General features: G+C 49.1%; 10 protein-coding genes. 6 read left to right on the top strand and 4 right to left on the bottom strand.

Features of this window, described 5'->3' with window-relative positions:
- Positions 1–159 precede the first annotated feature (159 nt).
- Positions 160–2,544 (top strand): ABC transporter permease, encoded by a 2,385-nt coding sequence (locus GJR95_RS05505; RefSeq protein WP_162384918.1) that lies wholly within the window; start codon positions 160–162, stop codon positions 2,542–2,544.
- A gap of 21 nt (positions 2,545–2,565) precedes the next feature.
- Here GJR95_RS05505 and GJR95_RS05510 read toward each other — a convergent pair whose 3' ends face one another.
- Positions 2,566–2,967 (bottom strand): hypothetical protein, encoded by a 402-nt coding sequence (locus GJR95_RS05510; protein WP_162384919.1) that lies wholly within the window; start codon positions 2,965–2,967, stop codon positions 2,566–2,568.
- Between the two features lie 96 nt (positions 2,968–3,063).
- On the opposite strand from GJR95_RS05510, the gene GJR95_RS05515 reads away from it, so the two are divergent.
- Together GJR95_RS05515 and GJR95_RS05520 are read left to right on the top strand one after the other, a co-directional pair.
- A complete protein-coding gene (locus GJR95_RS05515; RefSeq protein ID WP_162384920.1) occupies positions 3,064–5,439 on the top strand; it encodes an ABC transporter permease in 2,376 nt (791 codons plus the stop codon).
- A 26-nt stretch (positions 5,440–5,465) separates the two neighbouring features.
- Complete coding sequence (locus tag GJR95_RS05520) at positions 5,466–6,554, top strand: PA14 domain-containing protein (RefSeq protein WP_162384921.1); 1,089 nt, start codon at positions 5,466–5,468, stop codon at positions 6,552–6,554.
- 63 nt (positions 6,555–6,617) lie between these two features.
- On the opposite strand, the gene GJR95_RS05525 is transcribed toward GJR95_RS05520, so the two are convergent.
- Together GJR95_RS05525 and GJR95_RS05530 are read right to left on the bottom strand one after the other, a co-directional pair.
- Positions 6,618–8,054 (bottom strand): SusD/RagB family nutrient-binding outer membrane lipoprotein, encoded by a 1,437-nt coding sequence (locus GJR95_RS05525; protein ID WP_162384922.1) that lies wholly within the window; start codon positions 8,052–8,054, stop codon positions 6,618–6,620.
- 22 nt (positions 8,055–8,076) lie between these two features.
- On the bottom strand, positions 8,077–11,322 hold the full coding sequence (locus GJR95_RS05530) for a SusC/RagA family TonB-linked outer membrane protein (RefSeq protein ID WP_162384923.1): 3,246 nt from the start codon (positions 11,320–11,322) through the stop codon (positions 8,077–8,079).
- A 399-nt stretch (positions 11,323–11,721) separates the two neighbouring features.
- Here GJR95_RS05530 and GJR95_RS05535 point away from each other — a divergent pair, with 399 nt between their 5' ends.
- From GJR95_RS05535 to GJR95_RS05545, 3 genes are all read left to right on the top strand, one after another.
- The gene (locus GJR95_RS05535) at positions 11,722–12,132 is read left to right on the top strand and encodes a hypothetical protein (protein ID WP_162384924.1); all 411 of its coding nucleotides are present in this window, start codon (positions 11,722–11,724) and stop codon (positions 12,130–12,132) included.
- Positions 12,133–12,616: 484 nt separating this feature from the next.
- Positions 12,617–13,666, top strand: coding sequence for a DUF4097 family beta strand repeat-containing protein (locus GJR95_RS05540; RefSeq protein ID WP_162384925.1), 1,050 nt, complete (start codon positions 12,617–12,619; stop codon positions 13,664–13,666).
- An 84-nt stretch (positions 13,667–13,750) separates the two neighbouring features.
- Positions 13,751–14,098, top strand: a complete 348-nt coding sequence (locus GJR95_RS05545) for a hypothetical protein (protein WP_162384926.1) — start codon at positions 13,751–13,753, stop codon at positions 14,096–14,098.
- 7 nt (positions 14,099–14,105) lie between these two features.
- Here the strand turns inward: GJR95_RS05545 and GJR95_RS05550 are convergent, their stop codons facing one another.
- Positions 14,106–14,549 (bottom strand): biopolymer transporter ExbD, encoded by a 444-nt coding sequence (locus tag GJR95_RS05550; RefSeq protein ID WP_162384927.1) that lies wholly within the window; start codon positions 14,547–14,549, stop codon positions 14,106–14,108.
- Between the last annotated feature and the right edge of the window lie 20 nt (positions 14,550–14,569).

Consider the following 14,569-nt stretch of genomic DNA (forward strand, 5'->3'; position numbering starts at 1 on the left):
GTTGAGAAACCTGTCCGCAAATGGCCAGAAAAACCGTCCGTTTGCGGACAGTAGAGTAAAGGTTGTTAAGGTAATGTGCTGATAATTAGATATGTTGTAATTGTGGTACGGCGTTTGGAATAGTCCCTATATCGAGTTATACCTAAGCTACTTGCAACTATGCTACGTAATTACATCAAAATAACCGTTCGGACTCTCTGGAAAAACAAGCTGTTCAGTGGTCTTAATATAGTTGGCCTCGGAATCGGCATGGCCGCCGTATGGTTGATGGCGCTGTATGTAATCGATGAATTAAGCTACGACCGGTTTCATACCCAAGCCGACCGCATCGTTCGGGTGGTACATTATGCGCAGTGGCCAGGTGGAAATCTAAAACTCGCACCCACATCGGCCCCCTACGCGTCAGCCCTGCAAAATGATTATCCGGAAATTGAAAAAACGGTTCGTATCAATCCCGAAGGAGGAGGAACGATTACGTTCAAGGACAAAAAAATGGAGGTAGGCGATATCTTTTTTGCCGATAAAACGATCTTCGATATCTTCACTTTTCCGTTACTCTATGGTGATCCGAAGTCGGCACTGAGCAAACCTCAAAGCATTGTACTGACAAAGAGCGTTGCCGAAAATTTGTTTGGTGACTCCCGCAAAGCGATTGGTCAGACCATTGAGTTTGGTAATCATTTCCCGAATACCATTACGGGCGTAATGGACGATGTACCGTCTAATTCGCACCTGCAATTCAGGGCCTTGCGCTCCTTGCCGACGAATTACACAAACGGCTGGGAAAATTTTGAATTGTACACCTATCTGCTGCTGACGGAAGGGAGCAGCCATAAGGCGCTGGAGGCTAAGCTGCCTGGTTTTTATCAGAAATACATTAAGAAAGAAATGGGGGAGCTTGACTATCGTATGGAGCTTCAGCCACTGACTTCGATCCATCTACGCTCGCACCTGGATTATGAAATCGGCCCCAATGGCAACGTGGCTACCGTCTCTATTTTCGGAATAGTAGCTGCCCTGATTTTATTGATTGCCTGCATCAATTATGTGAATTTATACACGGCCCGTTCGCTCAAGCGTACTCGTGAAGTAGGTGTTCGAAAAGCAATTGGCTCGTATCGGTTACAGCTCATTGGGCAGTTCCTGACGGAGTCCATGCTGATGACGTTTATGGCTGCCTTAGTCGGTTTTAGCCTGGTTATTATGGCACTGCCTTATTTTAACCAGATGGCCGACAAAACGCTGTCGATTGGAGGAATAGGGGAGAGACTGTTTATTGTTGCCTTATTTTCAATACTTGTTGGGGTGTTGAGTGGTCTGTATCCAGCGTTGTTACTCGCCAACTTTCGGCCGGTAGCAGCCCTGAAAGGTATAGTCGGAAATCAACTGGGAAGCATTACCTTCAAACAGTCGCTGGTGGTCTTTCAGTTTGTAGCAACGGTAGCACTGATTGCCTGCTCTGGCGTGGTTTACCGCCAAATGGAATTCGTTCTGCATAAGAATCTGGGATTCAATAAAGATCAGGTACTTACTTTCCATATTGATAATGAGGGAGTTCGCCAGAGAGTCGATGCGCTGAAAGAACGATTAACGCAAAGCCCATTGATTGAAAGCGTAGCGGCTGCCAGCAATCCATTAGGGAATAACAGCATTGGCGGAGCCGGAATGTTCTTCGAGCAGAACGGCGCAATGCCACCCGGTACTCAAATTGTTCAGAAGTTCTCTGTAGATTCAGACTACCTGAAAACGCTGCAAATCAAGCTACTGAGTGGACGTAGCTTCTCAGAATCGTTTAAGAGCGATTTGGGGGGTGCCGTTCTGATCAACGAAACCCTGATGAAGCAACTGGGCTGGAAAGAACCAATTGGCAAACGGGTAAAATATTACATTGATAACGAGAAACACACAGCCGAAGCTCGGGTAGTGGGTGTTGTGAAGGATTTTCATACCTACTCGTTGCAGCACAAGATCGAACCGTTGGTATTACAGATGCCTCAACCCGCCGATAAGGACAATGTGTTCGTACGGATTCAGCCCGCCAAAACAACGGAAGCGCTGGCCTACATCCAGTCTGTTTATCGAACGTTTGACCCGACGGCTACACTGGATTTTCATTTTCTCGACGAAAACTTCTCTAAACAATATAAAGCGGAACAGAAGCAGGGCACAGTCTTATTGTCCTTTACAATTCTGGCCGTTTTAATCGCCTGCCTGGGATTATTTGGCCTGGCCGCTTTTGCTGCTGAACAGCGTAACAAGGAAATTGGGGTTCGTAAAGTGCTAGGTGCATCGGTGAGTAGCATCGTCATTCTGCTCTCCCGCGATTTCCTGAAACTGGTCCTGATTTCCATCGTAGTCGCTACGCCCCTGGCCTGGTATGCCATGAGTCGATGGCTACAGGATTTTGCCTATCGTATTACGATCGAGTGGTGGGTATTTGTATCAGCGGGTTTACTGGCATTAGTTATCGCTCTGGCAACGGTAAGTTTTCAGTCCATCAAAGCCGCGTTGATGAATCCGGTGAAGAGCCTGAGAGCCGAGTAAAGACCGGCGAACGGGTCTTTATTATAAGGCAAACTGTCTCAGATCCAGATGAAGTACTTCGGAAAAGGATGAACGAGTAGCTACTCCGCCATCGCCCTTTCGGTAACGAGACCATTGATGGGTTTTATAAGTATAGACAAACCCTTCCTGAATACCATAAGCGTGGTCCTGGATCAGCCGGACTACTTTCAGCAGGTCGTTTCGCTCGCCGTTGGTCTGACAGACCTCAATAATAAGGCGGGTCTGTTCGGCAGCGTGGTCGAACAGGAGCACATCGGGAACCGGATTGCCATATCCCTCGGCCAGCATGGTTTCGGCCAGTGGCTCATACGGAATGCTCTGGTTTTTGTAATACAAAATGCCTGGTTCGACATGGAGCCTTGAAATAACCTGCTGATGTTTTAAAGGCGCGTATATGCCCATGTCATCGTCATGAACGAACGTTGGCGATGAAGGATTTGGTGGGTAAATTAGCTGACCGGGTTAAGTTTGCAACGATCTCAAAGATATACTAAAAATATGCTACGCAATTTCCTGAAAACGGCGCTTCGAAACCTCTGGAAACATAAGCTGTTTTCGTTTATTAACATCTTTGGGCTGGCATCAGGGATGTTGGTTTGTTTGCTGGCAATGATCGATATCAAAGGTGCTTTTGAGTACGATAAATTTCATCCGCACCCCGATCGGACGTACCGCCTTCTAACTGACGTAACCGCCCGGAACAACGATGAACAGGGATTTGCCACATCGCCCATGCCATTGGCTCAGGCCCTAAAACAGGACTATCCTTTCGTAGAAGAAGCAACCAGGGTAATTCGAAATAATGGCGATTTTACGGCCAATCGTAAACAATTGCCGGTGATATACAGCGCCGTTGATCCCGGCTTCTTTAAAATTTTCGGCTTTCGGCTGGCCAAAGGTCAGGCCGCCATTGCACCACAAACCGTCGTGCTGACGCAAAAGACCGCACAACGGTTTTTCGGTACGGCAAATCCTATCGGTAAAACCATGGAGCATCCGGAACTGGGTGCGTTGACCATTACAGGCGTTTTTGCTGAACCAGTTGCCAAATCGCATCTCACCTTCGACGTGTTGGTATCCATGGCGAGTTTCTCCAGCCCCGACTGGAAGCGATCGTTGACCGACTGGAAGACGTATTCGCAGGGTTATACCTACGTTTTGCTAAAACCCAATACGCCGGTAGAAACACTGGAGGGCGTGTTGCCAAAACTGGCTGGGCGGGTCACCAAAGATGTACGATTCACTACCGAGAAAGGCTATACATTTCGCAGTCAGTCGCTGGCAGCGCTTTCGCCTTCACGGGAAGAGTTGATGTATTCGACCCATGAACCAACGGCCGGAAAGCTGGAAACGGAGTTGGGGGTTGGCTTGCTTACACTGCTGTTAGCTGCTTTTAACTACATCAACCTGACGCTGGCCCGTTCGTTGAGCCGCGCCCGCGAAGTTGGCATCCGGAAAGTTGCCGGAGCATTGCGCTGGCAGTTGATGGGGCAGTTCATGGCCGAATCGGCCGTATTGTCGCTATTGGGGCTTGGGCTGGCCTACGGAATGCTTCAGTTGGTAAAACCGATGCCGTTTGTGCAGCAATGGCTCATTGGCGGAGTGCAGTGGGAGGGCGATACGCGCATGTGGCTGATCTTCATCACGTTTAGCGTTGCGACTGGTTTACTGGCTGGCCTCCTGCCTGCCAGGGTTTTGTCGGGATTTCAACCGGCGCAGGTACTGAGGAGTCAGACCGGATTGCGCGTATTTAGGGGCATTACCCTTCGAAAATCGTTGATAGTCGCTCAGTTTTCTATTTCCATGTTTGCCATGATCGCGTTGCTGGCCCTGGCGCGGCAACAACATTTTATGGGCACTGCCGATTATGGCTTTCAGCGTAAAGATGTATTTGTGGTGCCACTCAATGGCTTCCCGGCCAGGCATTTATCCGCCGAGATTAATCGGTTAGCTGGGGTAGAGCGGGTAGCCGCAACGTCTGCTCTGTTTGGCGATCATGGCGGTGGTTGGCAGGTTGTTCGACGGCAACAGGCCAGGAGTGATTCGGCGCAAGCCCATGTCCTGGCTGCCGATGCGAATCTAGTTCCAGTTACAGGGTTGAAACTACTGACAGGTCAGAATTTGCCCGCTTCGGCAGCTGACTCGTCGTCCCGGTTCGTGCTGATCAATGAAGAGGCTGTGCGGTCGTTCAGATTGGGCGAAGCAGGAGCAGCCGTTGGGCAGACACTCTGGTTAAATGATAGTACCGAAGTGCAGATTGCCGGGGTTTTGAAAGACTTTCAGTTTACAACAATGGCAATGAAAATCAGCCCGCTTATCCTTCGTTATCAACCGCAGCAGTTTCGGTACCTCAATGTAAAGGTTGCGGGTGGAAATCACGAAGCTATTCACGATGACATTGCCCGTATCTGGAAGCGTCTGAATCCCTATGAACCGTTTGCGGGTGTATGGTACGATGACTTCCTGAGTAATCGGCACAATATCTCAGACGACGTAAATTTCATGGCGTTATTGATTGGATTGGCTGTGGCGATTGCCTGTCTGGGTTTGCTAGGAATGGTTACCTATACGACCGAGTTGCGCACGAAAGAGGTTGGCGTACGGAAAGTTATGGGTGCACGGGTTGATCAGGTCGTCTGGCTTTTGTCGTGGGATTTTCTGAAATTACTTTTGATTGCGGGGGCGATTGCATTACCCCTGGGTTATCTGGCTGCGAGCTTTTTCCTGATGACCTTTGCCTATCATGTTTCGATAGGAGTCGGAACGCTCGGCTTATGTTTTGGAACGATGCTGCTTTTAGGCGCTCTAACCATTGGTTGGCGTACATACCGGACGGCATTGACGAATCCGGCAACTAGTTTGCGGACTGAATAGGATGGAGGAGGTTGGGCAATATGCCAATGAAATACGCAACCGCACTTTTCGGAATTCTGCTCTGGTTTGCAACTGGACAGGTAAACGCCCAGCCTGGCCTGAAGGGTGAGTATTATAACGGCACCAACTTCGACCGGAAAGTCGGAACCCGGATAGATCCGGCCATTCGGTTCAATTGGCGAGACCGTACTCCGGGAAAGGGCGTTGACAAATCCTATTATTCCATTCGCTGGACGGGCAAACTGCTGGCTCCGACCACCGGACAATACGGATTTTATGCGAAAGTAGACGACGGCATTCGGGTTTGGGTGGGCAATAAGAAAGTGATCGATTCCTGGCAGCTAAATGACTCCAAAAGTTTTACAGGTACAGTAATTCTACAGGCTGGTCAATACTATGATTTGCGAGTCGATTATTTTAATGCCATGCTTGAGGGCGAAATTGAGCTTTACTGGCAAAAGCCCGACGCAAAAAAACTAGTTTCGGACCGGTTCAATACCCCCAGCGAGCCGATAACAGCGCAATATTTCTTCCAAAAAAAGCCAGTGGCTATTGTCGCTCCCAAGCCAGTTAGCGTGCCACCTAAAGCACCACCGGTTCAGACTCCGAAACAAACAGTTACCACGCCTGGCAAAATTGCCAAATTGACTCCCAGGCCAGTTCGCCCGTCGGTTGTAAAACCAGGAGCGGTGCCTAAGCCCGTATCGACTACTAAAGTGTCAACGAACTCACCAGCACCCGAGCGGCCAGTTGAACCAGAATTGAAACTGACAATTGGTGAACCAGTCGTGTTGCGCACGGTTCAGTTTGAGCAGAGCAGCTATACCTTATTGCCTGAATCGACAACCGAGTTAAATCGATTGGTACAGGCTCTGAAAACAAATCCGAACTGGATAATTGACATAGAAGGGCATACCGATAATGTCGGTGATCCCCGCTTGAATCTGGCCCTTTCAGAAAATCGCGCTAAGGTTGTAGCTACCTATCTGAATCGGCACGGCATACATGAAGATCGTATTGAGACAAAAGGCTACGGCGGAACACAACCAATTGCTGACAACACGACCGAAACAGGGCGAATCAAGAATCGACGTGTAGCCATCAAAATCCGCTAAAAACGGCAATGCCGTGGAGCCAGTTATTCGCAACTGACTCCACGGCATTACTACACTCAAAGGCTACTTATAAATAGTCGGAGCGTCGAACGTTGGCGGCACCGGCTTGGGTGTACTTGGGTTGGAATTGATCTCATTTTGCGGATAAATGAACCGCCACGGGAGCAGCGTACCCGTGTTGGGTGTCAGCTTGATTCCATACGCTTCGGTGCGGGTCCGGCGCTCGTCGTTCCAGCCCAGGTGCTGGCCATAGAACGAAACGTAGCGTTCCTGCAAAATTTCCCGAAGCAGCGCATTGTCGGCTGTGATGCCATCGGCATTTTCAATACCACCAGCCGCAAAGTCAGCCGCTACATACGGTTCATATTTATAGGCACCGGCTGTGAGATAAGTCGTGTTGATATAGCCACCGGTGTTCAGGAAAGTGCGGTACGTATTCAGGTGCCCTAAAGCAGTCGTAAACCCTTTTCCTGATCGTAAGGCCATTTCGGCCAGTGTCAGAATATTTTCCTGATACGTAACGAGGGGAAAACTGGCGCTCTGAGCGAAGAAACCAGCGGCTGCCGTTGTATTGGGCTCAATTTTGCCGGGGCTGTTGATACCGTTCTCTAAATAATAGAACTTAAACCGAGCCGTCTCGATGGTTTTCGCATTGCCTCTATACCGTGCATTGGTAGGGTTCAATAAACTAACGTTATAAGCGCCAACCGCGTTTATGTCACCGGTTCGTGAACTGGCCAGAAAGGAGAAATATGCATTCTGGTTCACATTGGTGGTCGTACCGTGTGGTGCATACAGCGAATTGGCATAGGCACTAACCCCCGTTTGAGCGGCCGTATAAGCCGCATCATACTGTTTCGTATCGGTCAGTAACCGGGCTTTCAGCGTGTAGGCAACCTGCGTCCATTTCGTGGCATCACCCGCAAAATGAATATCTTCAGTACTAACCGTGCCTACTCCTGATTTCAGATCCGTAATAGCATCGTCGAGCAGCGCCAGCAATTTGGTATATACCGTTGCCTGTGGTTCAAAGGCGGGATTGGGGAATTTGGTGATGTCGCCCGCCTGATCAAATGGAATATCACCCCAAAGTTCGGTACCCGTTGCCAGCGCATTGGCCCGCAAAATTTTGGCAATAGCCGCCATCTTCCGGTTTCCGAGCGCCGTTGCCTGATTGATGGTCAGGAGCGCATTGGCATTCGTTCCGGTGAAAACCAGATTCCAGTCGCCGTCATAGACACCTGCCGATACGTTGTAGTTGTGGTAATCCAGCCATTGCCGGTCGGCGCCGGAAGCATACCCATCCCAGATGGTTGTCAGGCGACTGGCCATCCCTTCCTGGGTAGCCATGTTCGCAATCTGAGTGCCGGTCAGCAACAGGCTGGCCGTTGAGTTGGTCGGGTTGTTTGGATCTACGTTCAGGTTCTCGACAATAGACGAGCAGGAGAACAATTGTAGACCAAGCAATATCGAAAAAAATGATTTATAGGCTCGATTCATGATTGATACTTCTTCGTGAGAATTAGTAATTGATTTTTATACTAACCAGCAGTGATTTGGTATTGGGGCTATTGAAATAATCCTGGCCCCGCGAGTTACTGGCTCCGTTAAGCGCCGTTTCCGGATCAACACCGACCATTTTCGTCCACAGAACGGGATTGCGGCCCGTAACGGTCACGTCAATCGATTGCAGACGGCTCTTCTGACGGAACTTTGGCGAGCTGATCGAATAGCCCAGCGATACTTCGCGTAACCGGGTCCAGCTGGCATCCGTAATAAACTGCTCAACCAATGTGCTGAAACCGCCCCCAATGGAGGTATAGTACGACTGATCGAGGAGTACCGGACCGGCACCGAAGTCCTGAATATTACCCCGAACGGTACTTCCGGCCGTAATGGTTTTGCCTGCATAGTTCTTCAGATCCTGCGTCAGTGTTACGTCGTTTCCGACGTCTCGGTGCGTACCAAAATTATAGAGCGTGCCCCGTGTGCCGTTGTAGAAATCGCCACCCTGGAAGGTCTCGAAAAGAACATTCAGTGAAACTTTCTTGTAGGAAAAATTGGTGCCGAAACCACCGCGATAATCGGGGTTCGGGTCGCCAATCACACCAAACTGCGATGCAACCTGTGGGAAACCATTGGCATTGAGCTGGAGCGCACCCGTTTCAGTTCGCTGGTAAACACCACCGTAGAGCGCCGACATCGCATAACCCACTTTCGCTACGGTACTGGCTGTTGTGCTGAAGCCTCCCAGTGTAATGATGTCGGTTCCGGCCAGGTTCGTCACGCGGTTAATATTCCGGCTGACATTGCCGAAGACGTTCCAGTTGAAGTCTTTATTTGTCAGCAGGTTATAGTGTAATTCCAGTTCCCATCCTTTGTTGGACATCGACCCTGCATTCGTGTATTTCGACGTGTAGCCCGTCGATCCAGCAGCAGCTACGTCGAGCAGCAGGTCTTTGATTTCATTCTGATAGTAGGTAAAGCCAGCCGTCAGTTTGTTGTTAAAGAACCGCAGATCAGTACCTAACTCCCATTCGGTTTTCCGTTCAGGTCGCAGAAACGGATCGCCCTGACGACTGCTTCGTACATACGCTCCATTGCCATATCCTGCGCCACTGAGTGTATTGGCCCAGCTGCTAAACGACGCATTGACGTACGTTGTCGTGTTTCGATAGGCATCGGGCTGAACACCCACAACCCCGTAGGAAGCCCGTAATTTACCGAATGACAGAATGCTTTTATCGCGCAGCATCGGTAATTGGGTGAACTGCCAGGCCACATCGGCAGAGGGGTAATAGAAGGTTGATTTTGTCTGACTGCCAAAGGTCGATCCCGCTTCCCCGGCTACCGATGCATTGACAAATAGCTGATTGTAGAAGCCCACATTCAAAGTCGAATAGAGCCGGGCCATTCGACGGTTTGTGGTTGTCCGGTAAGGGGCATCATTGGCGGCCAGCGAATTGCCAAAGTTGGCGGGGGCATCCGGAACAATGAACGTGTTCATGTTTGCCCCGATATTGAGGTACTTCCGATCGTTGATGTTAAAGCCTACGATCAGGGTCGTGTTGATGTTCTTGCCAAAGTCCTTAAAGATCCGGCCAATGAGGTCGCCGTTCATTTCCGATTCTTTGTAAATCTCTTCATTGTACGTGCCCAATCCGCTGTTTGATGCCGAGTTTACGGGATAGTTCGTAATGCGGTGATCCGTGTTCGCGTCAAGACCCGCACGAGCAGTTATGTCGAACCAGCTGGCTGGTGTGATGAGCAGTTCTGAGCTCAGAATGAAGCGATCTACTTCCGAAAAGTTGGTCAACTCATTAATGGCCCACAACGGATCGTTATAGATTGGATTGGCTAAAGCCCCCAGGTAGTTTCGGTAGGCGCGTTGCCGGTTAGGAATGGCACTGGCCGTTGGCGAAGCGAAATAATTACCCTTATAGGCCCGACTGTCGAAATCAGGGGAGGTACGGAGCATCCCGATATAGAGCCCATTGACGCTATTACTGCGCTGAATCCGGTTGGATGTCGTTCGGGCGTAGGTAGCATTCGTGGTGGCTTTGATGATGTCATTGAATCGACGTTCGGAGTTAAACCGAAGTGTGGTTCGATTGTAATCACTTTGCCCGTTGATGATACCCTTTTGGCGCAGATCGCCCACGCTCAGGTAAAAGTTGCTTTTGTCGTTTCCACCACTGATCGCCAGGTTATTGTCGATGTATGTACCCGTCCGGAAAACGGCATCTTTGCGCTCCTCCTGAAAGGTTTGTTTCGAATTTTTGGTGATAATGGGGTAGAATGTCTGCCCGTTATAGGCTTCAAAGCGTGCGCCATTCATATTGACGACATCGTCCCCCCCGGCCCGGTTCGCAATTTTATCGCCCCATGAATTTTGGCTGGTAGGGTTATACAACCCATCTGATCCCTGTCCATAGGTGTTTTGCAATGGGTGCAATAAGTTTGGCTTATCGAACGATACCGTAGAACTATAGGAGATGTTGACCTTATCGCTGTTGGCACCTTTCTTCGTCGTGATTACCACTACGCCATTGGCAGCCCGGGAGCCCCACAGGGCAGCCGCCGATGCGCCTTTCAGAATCTGCATCGAGGCAATGTCGTCGGGGTTGATATCGTTCAGTCGTGACTGCTGCGTCACACCTGCCACGCCATCACCAAGCGTTGAGTTACTAATGGGAATACCATCCACAATGACCAGCGGCTGCGTTGAGCCGGTAATGGTGTTTTGCCCCCGAATCTGGATGTAGGAACCCGCTCCCGGATCACCAGCTGAGCGCGTAATCTGCACCCCGGCGGCTTTTCCGGACATGCCGTTAATAACCCCCGTTTCACCGGATCGAACGAGGTCTTTCGCTTCGATTTTAGACGCTGTCGCTCCTCGTTTATCGGCGTTTTCCTTGAATCCCAGTGCACTGACAATAACTTCGTCCAGCGATGTGGCGTCATTTTGTAAGCGTATGGAAATGGAACTCTGAGCCCCAATGGGCACCTCCGCGGTTTTCATGCCGATGAAGGAGAAAATCAGCACACCGTTTTTGATTAAATTATCCGGCACTGAAATGGTGTACACCCCTTCTGCGTTGGTCGATGCACCAAAGATTGTACCCTTCACAACCACGTTCACACCGGGTGTGGGCGAGTTATCTTCTCCAGATGTGACTATACCTTTAATGGTCCGGCTCTGGGCAACGAGCTGGACAGGTAAATACAAGGAGAAAAACAGCATTAATAGTAAACTTCTGTTTCGCATCTCACTTAGTTTTAGATTAAAAAAGTACTATTTTGATTGATTATTGAACGGATACTGGAACTGGCTGCCTTAGGCTACCAGAAGCTAAACCAGAGCTGGCTCTTGAGAGCCTTTTTCCGAATACGGGTAAAAAACCAACAGCCATCTGGCGTCAGAATAAATGGGATTCGGATGTGTATGGATGAAAAGGAATGAACAGGTACTTGTGCTTTTAATCCAAATATAATATGGCATTTATCTAATAGTCAAGATAAAATATTTTATTATTATAATTTTGCCAATTATATTATATTTAAAACTCAAATATTTAAAATATTCTATTAATTGCCCTTCATCTATTGAGAATTGATTTGATTTTAAGGTAATTGGCAGCACCAATCAGATTCACCTTATGTAGCTATGAATCAGCTTTTAATTGCACTATTTCTATTTCTTAATTTGCGTATCGCTACGGCTCAATCTGGATTGGCTGACACGCAGGCTTATGATTATCTTCAGGACGAACGTGCCCGGCCTCGCAAACCCCAGAATGGAATGGACAAGCCGCCCGTTGATAGTCTTAAAAAGGCTGAGCAGATTTTACTGGATGCGTTAACTTACGATCATCGACCAAACGTGCAGGAGGTAGCTAAAGGAAGTTCCAGCCTGTTTTATCGAAAAAGTGATATTTCATTCGATCTTGCCCTCGTTCAGGCAAAACGGGGAAATAACGAAGCCGCAGCACAGACATTGATCTATCCATTGACGGGGAAATTCGCTTCAGCTTATGCCAGCTATATCGCGGAGATGAATGAGTTTGAGGGAGTTTGACAGAATCCGGCCATTAAGTCTCTGTTAGCAAAAGGACAGGCTGCCGCTCGATTGTTTAATTCTACAGCCCTCAAAACACTGTATAAAACCAACATTAGCGAAGACGAAAAAGTAGCCTGAATTCGCCTAACCCAACAAGCCTTTCGCGGAGAGCCACGGTCCGCCGTGCGGTGCCACGGTTTGTTTGCCCGTCATTAGTAACCGTAGCACCGCACGGCGGACCGTGGCTCTCCGCGAAAGGCTTGTCCAATAGTCAGATTGAATCCAGAAACTGTCCATCATCGAACAAAGTCTGTCCGATGATGGACAGTTTTAAATGGATACGTAAATTAATGGATTGATTTTCAGTGCTATTTGTGGTGTGGCACGGCACTTGCAAGCCTGTTGGAACAAAGCTAGTGGGCTAACCGAACAAGGAAAAAATCCACGTCGTGCAACCTTCTCCTGCCCGACAACATCTTTACTACATACAAAACGAAACCACATGAAACGCAACCAGTTTCTACTGACCCTTTTGAGTGCAACGACACTCGCACTGACATCGCCCGCCCAAAATCGGAATGATGACCGGGATACACCTTATCAAACCAAAACCTTTTCTGGGAAAATCAACGCCGTTCGGGCTGAAACGTCGGGTGGTAGCCTCACCATCGAAGGCGGCACCGATAATAATGCAAAAGTTGAGATGTTTGTTCGGGCTAACAACTGGAACGACAAACTCGATAAAGCGGAGATCGAAGAAAGACTCAAAGATTACGATATCTCAATTGCGCAGGAAGGCAGCACCATTGTGGCAACGGCAAAACGTCGCAATAATGATCGGGATTGGAAAAAATCGTTAAGTATCGGGTTTAAGTTCTACACACCTCGCAATGTATCGACAGATCTGCGTACATCCGGCGGTTCGATTCATATGGCGACTCTCACCGGAGCGCAGAAGTTTCGCACTAGCGGTGGTAGCCTGCACCTGAGCGATATCGAAGGCGACATCAATGGTCAGACATCGGGTGGATCGATTCATATGGATCGCTGCCGTAAAGATATCGACCTGCAAACATCGGGTGGGTCAATTGAAGCGAAGGAATCGACTGGCAAAATGCGTTTGCATACGTCGGGGGGAAGCATTCGGCTAACTGACCTGAAGGGCAGTGTTGATGCGCAAACCAGTGGTGGTAGCGTAAACGGTAATGATATCGAAGGCGATATCAAGGCAGGCACTTCGGGTGGTTCAGTACGGCTCTCGGGCGTTTCGGGGAGCATCGACGCGAATACGAGCGCAGGCAGCGTTGACGTAGAGATCGTCAAACTGGGCGACTATGTTCGACTGAGCACCAGCGCTGGTGGCGTTCGTGTAAAAATGCCTATGGACAAAGGTATGGATCTGAATCTGAGCGGGAACCGGGTCAATATTCCTGAGTCGCTATCTAAATTTGATGGCAATATTGAGAAAGATCGCGTTCGCGGAAAACTAAATGGTGGTGGTATCGCAGTCAACATTTCAGCTACCAGCGGTAGCGTTTCGATTAACCGTTAATACACTCACCGTCCGGAAAGATATAGTTCGACCTGATTGTGTGATAACTTTGGGGCCCGCCGGATATTAGGCGGGCCTTATTTTATGTCCACCAGTTTCTTTGACCGCCGATTTGGTATTAATCTGGGCCTGACGCTCTTGAGTAGTGCCATCATTCTGTTTTGCATTAAAACTACGCCAACGATTCACTTGCCCTATTTTATTACGCCTGCCCTCGCGGCTGGTTTGGGTTTTCTGGAGCCGCGCCGGGGCTGGATGCTAGCCATTGCCCAGGCTGTCGTTATCTGGCTTGGCTATATGATTTTTGTGCCAACGCCCGATGGTCCTGCCGACCGGGATATTGAAAACTTTGGCCTATACGGCTCAATGATTCTGACGTTTGTAGGTAGTTTCATTGGTGGTTTGCTCAAGCGGGCTTTAGACCGGGGATGATGATTGGTCAATAGCGAAGTAGATAAGGCAGGTTGCCTGCGATTCGGAATTCATCCAGTACATCAACAAAATTGCCAAGTGTTGATTCTGGGCAGGGTCGTACAACAATTGCCAGTTCACCTGGAGTTAAAGCCTCTTTTCTATGGCGAAACAAGGCTTCGCGCAGTTGGGTCGAGTGTCGATGAGCGGTAACAAAGTTTGCCCGACAAACAGATCTGCCTCGAAAATGACAGAACTGAATTGTATCCCGATCAACCAGTATTATTTCCAGTACCCATTTCGACCGTTCAGGTACAATCCCTTTTCTACAACCCGGCACGTCCCAACCACTAACTACAGTTGGTTGTTGAACTGCCTTTACCCACACAAAAAATACGATCAGTAACAGGGCAATACTGACAAAGGGCGTCATGTCAATACGAGGTAACGAACGATTTCGGCGATTGCGCATGAGAATGGATTTTTTGGTTG

Origin of the sequence: Spirosoma endbachense, assembly GCF_010233585.1 — a bacterium.
In the GTDB taxonomy this organism is placed as follows: domain Bacteria; phylum Bacteroidota; class Bacteroidia; order Cytophagales; family Spirosomataceae; genus Spirosoma; species Spirosoma endbachense.